This window comes from Lysinibacillus sp. RC79, from assembly GCF_041262405.1.
Classification (GTDB): domain Bacteria; phylum Bacillota; class Bacilli; order Bacillales_A; family Planococcaceae; genus Lysinibacillus.
On sequence record NZ_JBGCCD010000016.1, the window covers coordinates 86784 to 104423 of the forward strand.

The 17640-nt window shown below is 36.3% G+C and carries 13 protein-coding genes; 4 read left to right on the plus strand and 9 right to left on the minus strand.

Translation table 11 applies throughout. The features are described from left to right. Window positions 1–21: 21 nt before the first annotated feature. The 4 genes from ABH968_RS16030 to ABH968_RS16045 all read right to left on the minus strand — a co-directional run bounded on the left by ABH968_RS16030 (window position 22) and on the right by ABH968_RS16045 (window position 4968). Window positions 22–1311 carry an MFS transporter gene (locus tag ABH968_RS16030; RefSeq protein ID WP_370045469.1) on the minus strand — a complete coding sequence of 430 codons (1290 nt, stop codon included), beginning with the start codon at window positions 1309–1311 and terminating at the stop codon, window positions 22–24. 342 nt (window positions 1312–1653) lie between these two features. Then, window positions 1654–2730 carry an MDR/zinc-dependent alcohol dehydrogenase-like family protein gene (locus ABH968_RS16035; RefSeq protein ID WP_370045471.1) on the minus strand — a complete coding sequence of 359 codons (1077 nt, stop codon included), beginning with the start codon at window positions 2728–2730 and terminating at the stop codon, window positions 1654–1656. Window positions 2731–2788: 58 nt separating this feature from the next. Next, a complete protein-coding gene (gene aldA / locus ABH968_RS16040) occupies window positions 2789–4228 on the minus strand; it encodes an aldehyde dehydrogenase (protein ID WP_370045473.1) in 1440 nt (479 codons plus the stop codon). Between the two features lie 62 nt (window positions 4229–4290). Next, window positions 4291–4968, minus strand: coding sequence for a class II aldolase/adducin family protein (locus ABH968_RS16045; protein WP_370045475.1), 678 nt, complete (start codon window positions 4966–4968; stop codon window positions 4291–4293). Between the two features lie 158 nt (window positions 4969–5126). On the opposite strand from ABH968_RS16045, the gene ABH968_RS16050 reads away from it, so the two are divergent. The 4 genes from ABH968_RS16050 (at window position 5127) to ABH968_RS16065 (ending at window position 10378) form a co-directional block, all read left to right on the plus strand. Continuing rightward, window positions 5127–6554, plus strand: coding sequence for a rhamnulokinase (locus tag ABH968_RS16050; protein WP_370045477.1), 1428 nt, complete (start codon window positions 5127–5129; stop codon window positions 6552–6554). Between the two features lie 419 nt (window positions 6555–6973). Next, window positions 6974–7729 (plus strand): DeoR/GlpR family DNA-binding transcription regulator, encoded by a 756-nt coding sequence (locus tag ABH968_RS16055; protein WP_370045479.1) that lies wholly within the window; start codon window positions 6974–6976, stop codon window positions 7727–7729. Window positions 7730–8164: 435 nt separating this feature from the next. Beyond that, window positions 8165–9328 carry an MFS transporter gene (locus tag ABH968_RS16060; protein ID WP_370045521.1) on the plus strand — a complete coding sequence of 388 codons (1164 nt, stop codon included), beginning with the start codon at window positions 8165–8167 and terminating at the stop codon, window positions 9326–9328. 78 nt (window positions 9329–9406) lie between these two features. After that, window positions 9407–10378, plus strand: a complete 972-nt coding sequence (locus ABH968_RS16065; protein ID WP_370045481.1) for a helix-turn-helix transcriptional regulator — start codon at window positions 9407–9409, stop codon at window positions 10376–10378. A gap of 205 nt (window positions 10379–10583) precedes the next feature. Here ABH968_RS16065 and ABH968_RS16070 read toward each other — a convergent pair whose 3' ends face one another. From ABH968_RS16070 to ABH968_RS16090, 5 genes are all read right to left on the minus strand, one after another. Then, the gene (locus ABH968_RS16070; RefSeq protein ID WP_370045483.1) at window positions 10584–11978 is read right to left on the minus strand and encodes a nucleoside recognition domain-containing protein; all 1395 of its coding nucleotides are present in this window, start codon (window positions 11976–11978) and stop codon (window positions 10584–10586) included. Continuing rightward, a complete protein-coding gene (locus tag ABH968_RS16075; RefSeq protein ID WP_370045485.1) occupies window positions 11950–12675 on the minus strand; it encodes a FeoB small GTPase domain-containing protein in 726 nt (241 codons plus the stop codon). Before ABH968_RS16075 ends, ABH968_RS16070 begins: the two co-directional genes overlap by 29 nt. Beyond that, the gene (locus ABH968_RS16080; protein ID WP_370045523.1) at window positions 12672–12929 is read right to left on the minus strand and encodes a FeoA family protein; all 258 of its coding nucleotides are present in this window, start codon (window positions 12927–12929) and stop codon (window positions 12672–12674) included. The genes ABH968_RS16075 and ABH968_RS16080 overlap by 4 nt, the downstream gene beginning before the upstream one ends. A gap of 437 nt (window positions 12930–13366) precedes the next feature. Then, window positions 13367–14665, minus strand: a complete 1299-nt coding sequence (locus ABH968_RS16085) for a hypothetical protein (RefSeq protein WP_370045487.1) — start codon at window positions 14663–14665, stop codon at window positions 13367–13369. A 1007-nt stretch (window positions 14666–15672) separates the two neighbouring features. After that, the gene (locus ABH968_RS16090; protein WP_370045489.1) at window positions 15673–17571 is read right to left on the minus strand and encodes an S-layer protein; all 1899 of its coding nucleotides are present in this window, start codon (window positions 17569–17571) and stop codon (window positions 15673–15675) included. Window positions 17572–17640 lie beyond the last annotated feature (69 nt).

Below are 17640 nucleotides of genomic sequence, written 5' to 3' on the forward strand. Positions count from 1 at the left end.
TTAATAGGGATACATCTAAATTTAATGTGCAATTTCGATTGATTGATTGTCATCTGTAGCTGGTTTACTGATGTTTTGATCGACTTTCATAAAGAATGTCAGTATAAAGCCAACTATATATAATATAGTAAGTGTCCATATAGCACCTTCAACACCAGCGATCGGCACAATTGCTGTTACAATTGCTGGGCCAACAAAGTTACTTAAACCTGCTGATAAATTGTGCATGGACACTGCTGCACCTTTATGAGATGGTTCCAGTGTTGGGAAAATAGCCGACATTGGTACGAACGCAGCAATTGCAAATCCAAAGAATATAGCTACAAATAATCCAACCCAAATATTTGGTCCAAAGGATATCGGTAAATAGTAAAAAATTAATGTAGCGATGGCCATACCTATACAACCAAACCATCTTACCTGTCTAACCCATCCAAGTTTATCTCCAAGAATACCCCACATTAGGTTCGTGAAAATAGTTGTTGCATAGACAGCTCCCCAAATACGTAGCCATTCGGACATCGTAAATCCGATTTGCTCTGTAAAAACAATCGGTAGTATAACGACAAAACCAAAGAGCGAGATTTGGTTAATAATACGTACAGCTGAAGCGATAACGATTTGTGGGTTTTTCGCGATTGTAATCCCTCTTAGTAATTCTTGCAGTGGTCCTTCATTTGTCGTATTTTCTTTATAACTATTGAAGTCATCTTTTATTAAAAACATCGCCATCAGGCCTCCAATGGCAATAAAGATAATTGCCGACCATAATGTACCTATAAATCCGATTGCAGGAATTGAAAAGCTTGGCAGGTATGTACCAAAGACTCCTACTCCCACTGAATACATACACCAAAACCAACCCATTGCAGAAGCTAATCTTTGTTTTGGAGCAGCATATGCAATCCAAACTACAAAGCCGTAAATAAACATCGGATAGGCAATTCCTCGAATCCCATACATGATAAGCATCATAGCATAGTTTTTTGGTTCAAGGCCTAATGTTAAAAAGCCAATATGGAAAATAATCCAAAGTACAAAACCGATGATCATAGTACGACGTGGTCCAGTTATTTCTGCCAATACTCCTGAAAGCCAAGAAGCTATGGCAACAGTGAGTCCATATACTGTAAAGACTAATGAGGCCTGCTGTGTAGAAAACCCTAAATCAACTATATACTTTGATAAAAATGCTTGTTCAATTCCGTCTCCTGTCATAAAGAAAGCAATGGCAATATATCCCCAAATTAATGCTATTGGTAAACCAAAGACTTGCTTCTTTGATGGAGATGCAGTTAAGCTACGATTCATAATGTTTCCCTCCTTAATCCTTTTTATCATTACGCCTTGATTATTGTCTCACGGTTTTGAACTGTGCCATAAACCTGCAGGGAGCAGGGGAGTTAGCTATTGTTTTAAGTCGATTTGACTTCAGACAGATTAATTGCCGCGTGACCATTTGAAGTGGCTATAGTTTAATACCTTTAATTTAGTTACCGTCTGCTTACAAAAAAGGCTTCTACAATCGTATTTATCTCGCCCCTGTAAGAGGGGAGTATTCGATGGTAGTAAGCTCCGCTACAAAACTATGCGAGAATGACAAGGGTTCCTAACCTTTGAGTGTAATGTTTTTTCTAGGAACCCAATTTTGATCTATGGTATTAAAATAACTTTTAAAGAGCCGGCTCCGCTTTTTACCATTTCAAAACCCTTCTGAAACTCTTCTAGAGGAAGTTTATGAGTAACTACCCCCTCAGTAGGGAGTGCACCAGATGCGATTCCATTAATAACATTTGGATAACAGTAAGGTCCTAGGTGTGCACCTAAAATATCAAGCTCTTTACGATCACCAATAATACTCCAATCGACAGTTACCGGACTTGAAAACACACTAAACTCCACAAAGCGCCCAAGCTTCCGGATGGCGTGTAAGCCCTGAATAACACTAGCGGGTGCACCGGTTGCTTCTATATAAACATCACATCCATAACCCTCAGTCATATTTTTAATTTCTTCTACTACATTTATCTTTGAAGGGTTAAGAACGATATCTGCACCAAATTGTTTGGCAAGCTCTAATCGATCGTCTCGTATATCTAAAACTACTAATGTACCAGGACTTCGTAATCTAGCTGCTGCTACCATTCCTAGTCCAAGCGTTCCGGCACCTGAGATGACAACAAAATCTCCTATTTGAATATTAGCTCGATTTACTGCATGCATTGAACATGCATACGGTTCGATTAGAATAGCTTTTTCAATAGGTAAATCATGAGGTACTTTATGGTTAATAGCGTTTACTGGAAACTTCATATATTCGGCCATTCCGCCATTCACATTGTTCTGAAAACCGTATATATCATGCTTTTCACACATCCAGTATTGACCGCGCTTACAATAGCGACAAGTATTACAAGGTACAATTTGTTCTGAAATAAGGCGATCTCCAACAGAAAACTCTGTCACGCCATTGCCCACCTTGATAACAGTTCCTACAAATTCATGTCCCGGGATGACTGGAGTTTTTACATAACTAGGCTGACCATCCTCTCCGCCCCAAAACATTGGTGCTCCATCCCAAGCTTTTACATCACCTGCACAAATACCACAGGCTTCTACCTTAATCAGGATTTCACCTGCTTCTGGAGAAGGGACATCCACAGATTCAAGTAAATATTCGCCGGGACCATGGCATACAACCGCGTTCATTTTACTAGCTACATTTGACATGATTATCCTCCTTAGTATTTATCTGTATTTTCTGAAAACTGAATTTCTACTGTTATATTTAAACATTACTTTGAAGATAGACAACATGCGTTTGCAAATATTCTTCTAGACCATGTCTTCCATCGGCACCACCGATACCTGACTTTTTCCATCCAGCATGGAAACCTTGTATAGCTTCAAAGTTTTCACGATTAACATATGTTTCCCCGAACTCTAATTCCTTGCTTGCACGTATTGTTACATCTAAGTTTTGTGTGAAAATAGAGGATGTTAGACCGTACTCACAATCATTAGCTAGTTCGAGTGCTTCATCTAAGTCATTGAAAGTAGCAATCGGAAGTACAGGACCGAAAATTTCCTGACGCATAATTTCCATTTCATTATTTACATTTACAAGTACTGTTGGTTCATAAAAATAACCTTTTTCCTTTGAAGAGCGCTTACCACCTGTTAAGATTGTTGCTCCATTAGCAACTGCTTCCTGTACCATCTTCTCTACCGATTCGAGTGCCTCTTTATTAGAAAGGGGCCCCATATCAATTTCTTTATTAATTAATGGATCTCCATAGGTTACCTCGGTTATTGCCTTTGTTACTTTTTTAATAAATTCGTCTGCAATGTCTTTATGAACATAAACACGTTCTGTGCAGTTACATACTTGTCCTGTATTAATGACACGAGAGGCTACAATTGAACGTACTGCTAAATCTATATCTGCATCATCCATAACGATAGCAGGTGCTTTTCCTCCTAACTCTAAAGAAACTTTTGTAATATTTTCTGCCGCTGCCCGCATAACAGCAGCACCAGCATTATAGCTTCCTGTTAAACTAACCATTCCAACCTTTGGATTGCCAGCTAACTCTTGTCCAAGGGTTGTTCCACTACCAGTTACGATATTGATAACACCTTTAGGCAAGCCTACCTTATCAATGATTTTTGCAAACTCTAATGCATTATTAGGGGATAAATCACTTGGTTTTAGAACAATCGTATTACCTGTGATTAAAGCTGGTGCTGCTTTACGAGCAATTAAGAAAAATGGGAAATTCCATGGTAAAATACCAGCTGTAACGCCAATCGGTGCTTTATGAATAAAAATTTGCTCATTTGGTCGATCACTTTGTACGATTTCTCCTTCATAGCGTCTCGCCCAACCAGCCATATAATCGATATAATCGGCAGTAAAGTTAACTTCTGTTTCAGCGAGGGAAAGAGTTTTCCCCATTTCCTCTGATATTGTGCGTGCTAAGATTGGAACATTTTCACGTATTTCTTTAGAAATTGCTTGCAAGTACCGTCCTCTCTCAATAGACGGAAGCTTGGCCCAATCCTTTTGTGCTTTCTCAGCGGAATCAATAGCTAGTCGTACATCTTCCACAGTCCCTTTAGGAACCTCTGAAATAATTTCTTCCGTTGTTGGATTAATGACTTTTGTTTGCTCACCTGAGCTAGAACTAACAAATCGCCCATCAATGTACATTTGATATTTTCTCATAATCTTTACATCTCCCCGCAAAATGTATTTTTAAAAATAAAAAACTAGTTATTTGTGTACCCCTATAGATTAGGAAAACGACCAGGAACTTTGAATTTTTCCTCACGTAATTGAACCAATGTTGTTACCTGTTCTTTTGTTAACTCCTTTGGTTCTCCGATTGCTGAAGTTAGATAAAGAAGCTTCGCATAAAATTCCATGGACTCCATTTTGAAATAAGCACTCATTAAGTCGATCCCACAAGTTAGTGCACCATGATTGGCTAATAAAATGGCATCATGATTTTGAAGGTAAGGAACGATTGAATTAGGTAACTCTTCTGTGGAGGGAGTCCCATATTCTGCTATAGGAACTTCTCCTAAAAAAATAGTTGATTCAGGCATTATTTGTTTATTAAGCGGTATACCACAAATTGCGAAGGCAGTGGCATATAAGGGATGAGCATGTACAACTGCTGTTACGTCGGGACGTTCCTCATAAACACGTAAATGCATCTTAATTTCTGAGGATGGCTTTGTGTTTAATAGATTGTCCTCAATTACCTCTCCTTTACTATTAATCTTGCATATCATATCTGGGGTCATAAACCCTTTAGAAACTCCTGTCGGGGTACATAAGAAAGAATTTTCTGAAATTTTAATAGAAATGTTTCCATCATTTGCGGCCCCCATGTCTTTCATATACATTCTTTTTCCTATGTCGCATATTTGTTCTTTTAAAAATTGTTCTGAATTATTCATTAAAGTTCTCTCCTTACTAATTTCTAAATCTTAGCTTAGATTCTATGTCTTTAATTCTTCTTTGTCAACATAAACAAAAATATAATTCTTTATTCAAGTCTGTTTATGTTGTTTTAAAGATAGGGAGTGGAGTAAAATGAAATAGGGATGGTGAGATTATGATGACTAAATACAGAAAATGTTTAGCTTTTGATTTTGGCGCATCTAGCGGAAGACTAATAGCGGGGGTTTATGATGGAGAAAAGGTCATTTTAGAAGAGATTTATCGTTTTAAAAATGAACCAGTTACAATAAATAATCATTTACATTGGAATCTTGAACTTTTGTATAAACACATACTAAGTGGGTTAGAAGTGGCTTCAAAGGATAGGTTGGAATTTGATAGTATCGGAATTGATACTTGGGGAGTTGATTACTGTCTTTTAGATAAAGAAGGAAACCCTATTCACTGGCCATTCCATTATCGGGATACTAGGACAGAAGGTGTTTCTTCAAAATTACCAATTCAATTTGAAGAATTCTATTCTAAAACGGGCATACAATTTTTATCCTTTAATACAGTTTATCAATTATTCGTTGAATTCCAAAATAACCCAGATCTAAATCAACAGGCTGAACACTTATTATTTATGCCGGATGTATTTAATCATTTTTTAACAGGAAACAAAAAGACGGAATATACAATTGCATCAACTAGTCAACTATTGAATGTAGAGGGCAAGCAATGGGATTTTGACATCATTAAGCGATTAGGATTTCCTGAACGCCTTTTTCAGGAAATCATTTTCCCAGGCGAGATTTATGGAATGTTAGATAAAAAACATATGAGAAAAATCGGTATGAGTAATCCAGTTCCAGTTATTTCAGTAGGAAGTCATGATACTGCTAGTGCTGTTGCTGGAATACCTTTAGAACATGAAGATAGCGCCTATTTAATTTGTGGATCTTGGTCTTTGTTAGGACTTGAAATTCAAAATCCTATAGTTAATGAACAATCTTTGAAAGAGTCTTTCAGTAATGAGGGTGGGGTATTAAATACAATCAGATTTCTTAAAAATATTAATGGTATGTTTTTATTGCAACAATTAAAAAAACACTATAATGAAATATTTACAAAAAAAATAGATTTTGTTGATATTATTAACGCTGCGAAATTATCGAATAAAAGCTTTTCTATTAATCCAAATCATTCTTTATTTTTATCGCCGGATAATGTTATGGAAGCTATTAATGCCTATTGCATTTCTACAAAACAAGGCAAACCCGATAATCTAGGTGAGTGGGCAATTGCTATCTATAACGGATTAACACAAGAATTTAAAAATCAATTACTTAACCTTGAGAATATTACTGGTAAAAAGATAAAGCAGATTCATATGGTTGGAGGCGGTATTCAAGACGAATTATTATGCCAAATGACTGCCAATGTAACAAACAAGAAAGTGATAGCTGGTCCCGTTGAATCTAGTGTTCTAGGAAATATTATGATTCAACTATTTGCTTTAGGAGAGGTCTCAACTCTTTCAGAAATAAGACAGATCATAAAAAGGTCTGTTTCCTTAAAGGTATATAAACCACAATCTTGAAGGTAGTAATTAGTCATAGCGTTCTTAGCATACGTACTACTAAATCAATTAACGTCCCTCTGCTCTGCTTAGTATAGAGAGACACTTTCTCTCACAAAAATATTTACGGAAGAATGGAAGTTGAATAGTTTAAATAGAAGAATACACTATGAAAAAGCGAAAATTCACGTATCGTTATTGTTACCTAGGTAATGATACGATATGGAGTTTTCGCTTTGTCTTCTTCACTTTTCTAATCGAGTATTGTTACTAATTTTTGTAATTGTCTTCTTTCCCAAGTACAATTTAAACAAAGGGAAAATCATCAGATGTACTAGTGAAATAATCATATCAAAACGAGCATATTTCCTTCGCTCTTGCTTGGAAATTATAGTTTCGACTTTCGAAGGGGAAAATAAATAGAAAAATGGGGATTTATTATGTTACCAAAAGAACGATTGCAAAAAATAATAGATTTAATCCAAATTGAAAAGAAAGTTTATGTTTCTGAACTAAGCCAAAAATTTTCAGTCACAGAAGAAACCATTCGAAGAGATCTTGAAAAATTAGATAAAAAGGGAATTGTATCAAGAACTTACGGAGGGGCAGTAATAAACCGAAACGGCTCAGAAGATTTACCTTTTAACACAAGGACATCCCTTAATATAGAATTAAAAAAATCAATAGTTTCGAAAATTCATCATCTGATTAAAGATGGGGATAAATTAATGGTTGACCCTAGCTCAACAGCTTTTGAATTGGTCAAAGCATTATATGATAAACAAGATTTAACGTTAATCACTAATTCCATAAAAATATTAAATGAGTTTAGCGATTCACACTTTCAAATTATTTCAACAGGGGGAGAATTACGAAAAAAATCACTTTCCTTAGTGGGCCATGCTGCAGAAGCTACTGTTAATAGATATTTTGCAGATATTCATGTATTTAGCTGCAAGGGGATATCGCTGGAACATGGAATTTCGGAATCTAATGAGCCAGAAGCGGAATTGAAAAAAATTATGCTTAAAAATTCTAAGGTCAATCTTTTACTAGTAGATCACACTAAATTTGATAAAGTAGCATTTTTAAAGCTATTTGATTTTAGTGATATCGATGTTCTTGTAACAGACAAAAAACCATCCGCGGAATGGATAGAGGGACTGAAAGCAAATAATGTACAGCTAATTTATTGAATCACTAGTATTGATTAAATAAAACGAATTCTATCATCGATCCAGATGTGAGAAGTAAGACTTCATAGTAAGTCATTATCATCAAAAGTTAATTTTCTTTTCGGTATATACTTGGTCATTAATTTTGGAGTGCCTGCTCGGCTTGCCATTTTTTCAATAAAGAGCTGTCCGAATAATTTATAGAATTACTAATAAAACATACACTACCCAGAAGAGACGTCTCAAAATCTATTGAGATGTCTCTTTTCATGTTTAAAAGAAAATAAAATCCGTTATACCGCATTATTATCCGTCTATTGGTAGAGAAGTAGGACTAAAAAAATTAAGATAACTATATTTCTAAATGAGAAAAATTATCAAAAAGGAGATCTTAGATAAACATAGTGAATAGTTTCTTTAATTTAAGAGTCATAGGCATTCATTAATGAAAGGGGAATAAAAATGAAAAATTTTTGGGCATTTGTTATAACTGGAATGCTATTAATCGTTACAACTACGGGATTTGCCCGTATGGCTTACGGAATTGTATTACCTTTTATGCAGGAAGGGCTGTCATTAACTACATCACAGTCAGGTTTATTAGGTACGATGCTCTTTTTAGGTTATTTACTTACAGTAGGTCTGTCTGGGATGCTGACGATGCATATTGGAGCGAAAAACGTGCTGTTGGCAGGCGGAGGCTTTGTTATTGCAGGTTTAGGAGGTCTTATATTTATCCCGAATTTTTGGTGGGCTGCTATTGCTTTATTTTTAGCTGGTGCTGGTAGTGCTCTCGTCTATACACCTCTATTATCAATAGCGGTTAGCTCTTTCCCAAAGAAAAGAGGGACAGTGATGGGATTGCTAATGAGTGGTGCGGGTGTAGGAATGCTACTCTCTGGGGTACTTGTACCTTTTATGCTTCAATATTTTCCTAAGCTTGGCTGGCGAGGAGTATGGTTAGTATTTGTGGTAATCACAATTATAGTCGTGTTAGTAGCATCTTTTGTGATAAAGACACCACACTCGGCAGAAAAGGGTTTTGTACAAGAAAAAACTAAAGTCTGGAGAAGTAAAGAGCTATACCTCATAGCTGGAATTTACTTTGCCGTTGGACTTGTATATCTTATTCCGAATTTATATCAAACAAGCTATATGAAGGACATCGGGATTTCAAATGCAGTGGCGGGCTCCATTTATGCTGTTGCAGGGATCGTTTCAATTGGCGGTGCGCCATTATGGGGAATGCTGGCGGATAAGATAGGCGTAAAAAAAGCATTAATGGCAGCGTTGCTTTTGTCAATTGTTGGAGATGTCTTTCCAATACTATTTCCTAATGTAGTTGGATTTATCGTGTCTGCTATTATATGGGGCTCGTCTCTTGGAGGTGTCCTTGTACTCATTCAAATGAAGGCAAGCCAGGAGGTATCGGCAAAATATGTGGCATCAGCGATCGGCTTTATTTCTATCTTTTATGCTATCGGTCAAATGATTGGACCTGGATTTGCAGGATGGCTTATAGACTATGCTGGAGGATATGCTACTGCTTATGGTTTTGGAGCTACTATCTTCTTTTTGTGTTTACTACTATCAATGGCACTTACAACTAAAGAAGAATAGCTATATCGCAGTTCGTTTGCTATACTTTGGTTATAATTGATAATCGTTCTCAATAAACTGAAGGATGGTGATGAACACTTGAATACTAATTTCCATGATAATTTTAATGAATTTTTTCATGCATTGGAAATATCAAAGGTACATGAATGTCCGTTTGTATTCCAACCAAATATGCAGGAAGGAGCTATACATCGTTTTATTCCCCGCCGAGATTTAGAAGTGGTTATATCTGATTATTCATTTTATCGAGAGCACCAAATGCAAATAGTTACAAAACAGCCTATGGTTGAGCTTAGTTTTTGTTTACAAGGTAATAGAGGTGTTTACATCGCAGGCTCAGAGTATGAAATTTCTTCAGGAACATGCTCGCTTCAATTTATAGAGCAGGTGGGGGCAAATTTTATGTTTCATAAAAATCAATCCTATCAAATGGTGGGGATTGGTATTCCGATTTCAACTTTCAATCATTTTATGAATGAAATTAGTAAAACTAGTGAGGAATCCTTAAATTTCTCTAAAATTCTTGATGGAAAACGATATAGACTCTTTCAAGAGAGAATTAACGCATCTTCCTTAATTATTGTTCAGCAAATGTTAGATGCTATAGCAAGTAAGAAAATGACCAATTTAGAGCTAGAAAGTCGAGCATTACAGCTATTATCAATGACATTTCGATCTCAACTATTTGATAATTCTCTTAGCCCTGTTATGTTTTCAAAAAGTGATAGAACCAAAATACAGCAAGCTCAATCAATTATTACAGAACATATGTCTAATCCTCCTACACTTATTGAACTATCACGTTTAGTTGGTTTAAACGATTACAAATTAAAAAAGGGATTTAAAGAGATGTTCGGAAAAACAGTGTTTGGATATTTACGAGAAAAAAGGCTAGAGAAGGCATTTCTTTTATTACAAGAGGGAACTATGAATGTAACAGACATTGCGAATGCAGTGGGATATTCTAATCCTAGCTATTTTGCGGAGATTTTTAAAGAGAGATTTGGAATTAATCCTAGAGAAATATTAAGAGATCTTAATCGAATGTAGAGTCCTAGATTATAAAAACACCTTAAATTGAGTAAATCAATTTAAGGTGTTTATTATGGGAATATCAAAAGGATAACTAGTAAGTTGCCTTTCCATTTATAGCTTCTTGCTCTATCGCTTTATGAACAATTACGCCCTTATGCGGTGTAAATACGTATGTGATACCAAATAAGGGGTATCTGGTTTAAGACCATCCCTTTCATCATCACACCCAGCCAAACGCGCGAGCAACTGTTGCTGTTAGCCACGTCACACCAATGGCAATAACAGTTGGAATTAAAAATGACATAAATGTCCACTTTGCACTTTTTGTTTCTTTATAAATATTGACTAAAGTCGTTCCGCAAGGGAAGTGTAGAAGTGAGAATAACATCATATTTAAAGCTGTTAGCCAAGTCCAACCTTGGTCGATAAATACTTGTTTTAGCTTCGATAAATCCTCAATTTCTAGCATAGCTCCTTGTGATAAATACGCCATAATTAGGATAGGGATAACAATTTCATTGGCTGGTAGCCCAAGAATAAACGCAGCCATAATAAAGCCATCCATACCAAGAGCCTGACCAAACGGATCTAAAAAGTTAACAAAATGCATTAGAATACTCGTATCACCAACGTAAATATTGGCGAATACCCAAGTCAAAATAGAGGCAGGCGCTGCAACGATTACTGCTCTTTTTAATACATTCCATGCTTTATCAATACTCGCTCTTAAAACTGTATCCCAAAACTTTGGTTTTCGGAATGGTGGAAGCTCTAACGTGTAATGGGTAGGTACGCCCTTTAAAGCTGTTTTAGAAAGAACCCAAGAAACAGATAATGTTACAACGACGCCCAACATAACAAATCCTATTAAAATACCCGATGTTACAAGTGTACTTGTTGCACCTGAAAAACCAGTTACCATAAATAAGGATGCTAATAAAATAAGTGTTGGCCATCTCCCATTACAAGGAACAAAATTGTTCGTTAAAATGGCTAACATTCGTTCACGAGGGGATTCTATAATTCTCGTTGACAGAATAGCAGCAGCATTACAGCCAAAGCCCATTGCCATTGTTAATGATTGTTTTCCGTGTCCACCTGCTCGTTTAAATAAACGGTCCATGTTAAATGCTACACGTGGTAGATAACCGTAGTTTTCTAATAGAGCGAACATAGGGAAGAATATAGCCATTGGCGGTAGCATAACACTAATAACCCAACCGGTACCTCTAAATAGGCCAAGAATTAAAATACCGTGTAGCCATTCTGGTGCGTGCATTGCTTCAAAAAGAATTGTTAGCTTACCTTCTAGATAGCCGAATAAGTTTGCTAACATATCTGATGGTACGTTTGCGCCAGCAATAGTAATGTAAAAGACCGTCCCAAGCAAGATAAGCATAATAGGGAATCCCCAAATGCGGGATGTGAAAATTTCATCTAATTTATCAGATCTGTACATTGCAGGCTGCTGCGATACTACTTTTTTACATAAAGATTTGCTTTTAGTATAAATATCACTAACGATTTCATCTCGAATATCCTCATTCGAAACTTCGTTCACTTCAGCTAAAATACCCTTAAGTGAATTACGATTTAACACTGACTGGGACTCCATTCGTTCTCACCTCGTGCTGTTTATTATTCCTATGGTTTTGCAGTTTTAAGATCAATTCCTCATCACCATCAAGTAAGCGAAGGGCAACCCATCTCGATGGATATTTATCATCAAAATAACCTTCTAATTTCGCTTCTATCTTTGTAATGGCTTCCTCTATATCTTTCGAATATTTCATGCGATACGGAGTTGTAACTATTTGTCCATTTACCAGTTGATTTAATGTATCCAGCAATCGATTAATGCCTTTTTTATTTCTTGCCGATATTTTTACAACTGGGACTCCTAGTTCACGAGCTAATCTCTTTTCATCAATTCGGATACCTTTTTTCTCAGCTTCATCAATTAAATTGATACAAATGATGACATTATCAGTCATTTCTAAAACTTGGAGCGCAAGATTTAAATTTCTCTCTAATGATGTTGCATCAAGCACAACAATCGTTGCATCCGGTTGGTCAAAAACAATATGGTCTCTTGCAACTTCTTCATCTGCTGAATTGGAAAATAGAGAATAGGTCCCGGGTAAATCCACGAGTACATATTGCTCTCCTTTGTGTTCAAAAGATCCTTCTGCATGAACAACCGTTTTCCCTGGCCAGTTCCCAGTATGCTGTTTCAATCCTGTTAATGTATTAAACAATGTACTTTTACCGGTATTTGGGTTACCTGCTAAAGCTATTCTATTTACTCTCATTTTGTATTCCCCCTAACAATTTTGCCGAGAATCATAGAGCTCTCATCATTACGTAATGCAATCGTCGTATTGCTTACGCGATAAGCAACAGGGTCTCCTAAAGGACTTTTACGAAGAACGGAGATTTCTGCTTCTTTCACAAAGCCTAAATCTAATAATCTTCTTCTTAAAGGCCCTTTAATATTTATTTCTTTTATTAAAAAGCAATCTCCAAATGAGCATTCAGAAAGTGGTTTCAACGATATCTTTTCCATATGCATTTTTTATTCCTCTCTATAATAATATTTCCTGAACTTCATATTGTTTCTCTAAGGAAACTTTATTAATGATTATCCCTGTTTTATGACAATTGTCAATAGTTTTCTGAATTTTTTTTGAAAGAACACGATAAAAGAGCGTTCTGATGAAGGGAACGACGGCGCATTGCTTAATCAGTTGTTGGATCAAGAAATGTAAAAAAAATGGGGATCTGTAGGCGTACCAAGCGGAGCAAAGTTGTTGATGTAATGGTATGAAAAGGTCCTCTTTATGATGTATTAATGTAAGTAAGATTTCGTTACAGGTGCCTATTGAATTTTTGAAAGAAGAGGTTGACTGTGAAGAAGCGATAGCAGAGCAGAAAAAAGCATAGCCCTCTGCGAAATTGGCAGAGGGTTATGCTTTTTTCTTTACTGAGATTATTAGTGGATTACTATCTAACAATTTGGAATGAACCAGGAGTAGTTGTTTGAATGAAATAACGATTTCCTTCTACTGTGTAATCAGCAGGCTCTTGATCGCCAAGGTCAAACGTACGAACGATGGAGGCATTCGATGATAAATTATCGATAATGATTTCCATATCTGCCTCAAATTCAACTGGTTTTTTATTTAATGTTGCTTGGAATGTGATACGATTCAAATTTCGTGTAATTTTAATTTCCATAACACCAGTATCCTCATTAAGAAGAGTTCCTAGCGGTGGAATAATAACAGTCATATTAGATTTTGTCGTTAAAACGAAGCGCTCTGTACTGATTTCCGAGTCAGCAACGTTTATTTTTGCTGTATAGGTATTTTTATTTCTAGTCATAGCTGTAATTTTACCAGGTACGGCTGCCGTATCCGATAAAATTGGAGTTTTTGTCCCGTTCCCTTTAGTCGGTAGCTTATATTTCCCATTTACAAAGTCCACTAAAGTCCAGACATTAGGGACAAGCTGCTGTTGCACAGGCGTTAAAGCTTCGAAGGCTGTTTTCACTGCCTGTACATCTTGGGCAGTGGACGTTTTAGGCGATAAAGCTGCAATGGCGTTTTCCACTTCCTTAGCTGCTTCCTTATCTTTCACAACAAGCTGTTCAGCATCTAATAAAAGCTGCTCTACACCAACAGGTAAAGAAACGTTTGTAAATTTGCGTATTGCATTGAGCTCTGCTCTAGCATCAGCTACATCTTGATGGAAGGTAATGCGAGAAGAGTTTAACAATCGAATTTTATTAACCACTTTATCAATAGATGTATTTGGTGTGATATAGGATGTCAGTATTCTTTGTGATTCCGCACTCACAAAGGTCTTTTGCGCTGCGTTTAACGTATTGTACCAATCTCTCGTTTCCATAACATTTTGGTAGTAATTAACGGAAGTCGATTCCACTGAAGCTAATTTCGCTTCAATTTGATCAGCAAGCTTACGATATGCTACTTTTGTCTGTTTATGATTTGACAGCGTTGAATAATTCGTGACGTACTCTTGTTCCGTTACGGTTAACGCATCGTATGCTTTGCTGGCTGTCTCTAAAGTTGTTTGGAATGAAGCGGTTGTATCATTAATGTTGGAAATAAGTCGAACAACATTCGCAACATTAGCGTTGTAGTAATAAGTATTATCATATATGTAAGCAGTTTTTACCTTCCCTGTAATATCAGCAGCCGATGCTGACGTAGGAGCAGTATAGATCAGTGAAGGGACCGCAACTAGGGCGAGTAAGGCTAATTTTCTTTTGTTTTTCATAATACGAGAAACCTCCTATTGGGTTTTAGATAATTGCGATGGATTAATCATAGGATTTTTATCCTAGATGAAACTTTTGATTGTCTTGATAATATCCTAATTTATGTTGATAAACCAATTTTATCATAGACTAGGATTTTTTTATGTATATTTTAGGTGAATAGGTAGATAGGTTGTGTGTTTTTTTTAATACTTTGTGTCTTTTGTACTTTTGGAAATGTGAAAGGTAAGCACGTCGCTTTTCAATAGAGACGGGTAGAATCGTAAGAATGATGGATAGAACCTATAAAGTCGTGGATAGAACTGCAAGAATGATGGATAGAACCTATAAAGTTGTGGATAGAACTGCAAGAATGGATAGAACTTTTAAAGTCGTGGATAGAATTGCAAAACTGCAGGATAGAATCCCGAAACGGACGGTTAGAACCCTCGTGATTTTAAAACCTTTACAGAGGCAATGTTGTTTTTAAATTGTAAAACGGATAGAACCCTCAAACCGATAGAGATGATCCTACTCTTATTTAGGAATTGAGAAAGAGATGGTCGTGCCTTGTCCAATCACACTTTCGATCGTTAATTCCGCGCCGAATTATTGCTTTAGGCGTTGTTCGGTATTAACGAGGCCGACGCTTGCTTTTTTTTAACACACGAATGACTTGTCACAAGGGACCCTTGTTCGGTAGCCGCAGAAAGGTGCAAGAAAAAGTTCAATCATTTTCTCCTGATGAGGAAGATAGCTATTTCACTTTGATGAAGCTCTATGATTTGAACAACGCTGCTGCTGTAGAGGGGCAATATTGACTGTTTAACGAAAATGCTGCAGGAGCAATTAGCAGTGGAGCCTAGTGAGGAAATTGAAGAGTGGTATAAAAACTGGAGAAAAATGAGTACGATTTCGCAGGTGAATGTTTTGGAGATGTAATTTTATATGAAATGAAAAGGACTGGGCATGTGCCGAGTCCTTTTCATTAATATTTTGAGCTATAACTTTTAGCAATGTAATAGTATTAATTTCTACCATTTTTTTTGTTACTTTTATACGTTGAGATAGCTTTATTTAAATTATCGTTGGCATTAGAAACTTCATACTGAGTCGAAGTGCTATTATAATAAATATTTTCAGCGTATTGAACAGCGGAATCTAAATCGTTTCTTTCAGCTCGTGTAGTCCAATAAGTATAATATGACAATCCAGCCCCGTTTTCAGAAACTTCTACATATTCATATCGAACGGAATCGATAAGTGACCAAAGGTTAGATTTATCCACATTATACCCATTTGTCCCAATTTTTTGGGCATTCTTGTAAGTCCAGATAGCATTGTTTAAATTATTCGTAGCATTGGCAATATCATTTTGAGTAGAATAGTAATTATTTACAACTGATTGAGCAGATGAAACAGCCGAAGATAATGCATCTCTCTCAGCTTGAGTTGTCCAAGGCGTGTTATATGGAACGTTGTAGCCATCCGAAGAAACGGTTACATACTGAACAGAATTGATAAGGTTTGTTAGTTGAGATTTATCAACATAATTTCCATTTACTCCGTATTTATGGGCATTCTTGTAAGTCTGGATCGCATTGTTTAAATTATTCGTAGCATTCGTAAAATCATTTTGAGTAGAATAGTAATTATTCACAACTGTTTGAGCAGATGAAACAGCCGAAGATAAAGCATTTTTCTCAGATTGAGTTGTCCAAGGCGTGTTATATGGAACGTTGTAGCCATCCGAAGAAACGGTTACATACTGAACAGAATTGATAAGTGTTTGAAGTGAAGCCTTATCACCATAACCATATTTTGTGCCACTTTTTTGTGCAGCTTGATAAACGGCTAATGCATTTCTGTACTGTGTAATAGCATTGTTTACTTGCTCCTGAGAGGCGTTGGAATTATTAGCTACTACTTTTGCGCTGCTTACGGCAGATTCGAATGCTGTACGTTCAGCTTGCGTCGTCCATTTTTCAGTTGTTAAAACGTCATATCCATTAACAGATACTGCAACGTACGGAGGTGTAGCCACTAATTTACTTAGCTCTGTTTTATTCACCACTGGTAAGGTTACAGAGGCTTTATTATCATCCACCTGCACCTTGTTAATTAGATGCCCTGAATCTAATGTCACCTTTGCACCGTGCTTAACGATCACTTGATCAATTTTACCTTCTCCGTAAAGACTAAAATCTTTTTCAACATCGATTGTAAGCTTATCAACATTGGCATTAACCTCAAATGCTGCAACTTTACCTACTACATCAACCTTAGAAATGTTTTTGTCAGAAGTCACATTTACTTTAGTACGCTCCATGTTAATATTTGGAGATTTAATATCTTTTAGGGAAACATTTAACCATTTAATGTTTCTCGTCACTAAAGGTTTAAACGTAATCGTATCCCCGATAGTAACGGTATCAATCGTAATTGCCTTCTTGACACGATTAGTTACGATAAGCTCATCTTTAATAGTTACATTTTGAATTTTTACATAATCCGCATTTACAGTTAGGCTTCCATCAATTTGTTCGCCACCGCCGTCAAAATATACCTCTTTTTTGTTTGTACCAGCTTTAGATAGAGTTAGTGCGGTAATACTTGTAATTTCACCGTTCTTTACGACAATAGTAGCTTCAGCATTTGCCAATGCAGTGCTATTTGATGTATTTAAGAGAGGCTTTAACGACTGACTAATTTTAAATTGGCCATTGGATGTAAGTACTTTATCTTTAGTGATGTTGTTAATGGTAACAGTTTGCCCCTTAGCTGTGGCTGCGGCTACCTGCCCACCAATTTGAATTGAGTGGTTTAAAGATTGATCATTTGAAGCTGCGTTTGCAGATGCTACTGGCAAAACTAAGGTTGCTGTAATAGCTGTTGCCATAAAAGTCGATAACGCTTTATTTTTCAAGTTAATCACTCCTATCGTAGTATTTAGTAGATAATATATCATATATTTCAATATTTTAGTATATAAAGG

What these genes read in the sequence shown, in the direction of transcription:
- ABH968_RS16030 (WP_370045469.1), bottom strand. Translation starts at nt 1,311, where the DNA reads ATGAATCGTAGCTTAACTGCATCTCCATCAAAGAAGCAAGTCTTTGGT.
- ABH968_RS16035 (WP_370045471.1), bottom strand. Translation starts at nt 2,730, where the DNA reads ATGTCAAATGTAGCTAGTAAAATGAACGCGGTTGTATGCCATGGTCCC.
- aldA (WP_370045473.1), bottom strand. Translation starts at nt 4,228, where the DNA reads ATGAGAAAATATCAAATGTACATTGATGGGCGATTTGTTAGTTCTAGC.
- ABH968_RS16045 (WP_370045475.1), bottom strand. Translation starts at nt 4,968, where the DNA reads ATGAATAATTCAGAACAATTTTTAAAAGAACAAATATGCGACATAGGA.
- ABH968_RS16050 (WP_370045477.1), top strand. Translation starts at nt 5,127, where the DNA reads ATGATGACTAAATACAGAAAATGTTTAGCTTTTGATTTTGGCGCATCT.
- ABH968_RS16055 (WP_370045479.1), top strand. Translation starts at nt 6,974, where the DNA reads ATGTTACCAAAAGAACGATTGCAAAAAATAATAGATTTAATCCAAATT.
- ABH968_RS16070 (WP_370045483.1), bottom strand. Translation starts at nt 11,978, where the DNA reads ATGGAGTCCCAGTCAGTGTTAAATCGTAATTCACTTAAGGGTATTTTA.
- ABH968_RS16075 (WP_370045485.1), bottom strand. Translation starts at nt 12,675, where the DNA reads ATGAGAGTAAATAGAATAGCTTTAGCAGGTAACCCAAATACCGGTAAA.
- ABH968_RS16080 (WP_370045523.1), bottom strand. Translation starts at nt 12,929, where the DNA reads ATGGAAAAGATATCGTTGAAACCACTTTCTGAATGCTCATTTGGAGAT.
- ABH968_RS16085 (WP_370045487.1), bottom strand. Translation starts at nt 14,665, where the DNA reads ATGAAAAACAAAAGAAAATTAGCCTTACTCGCCCTAGTTGCGGTCCCT.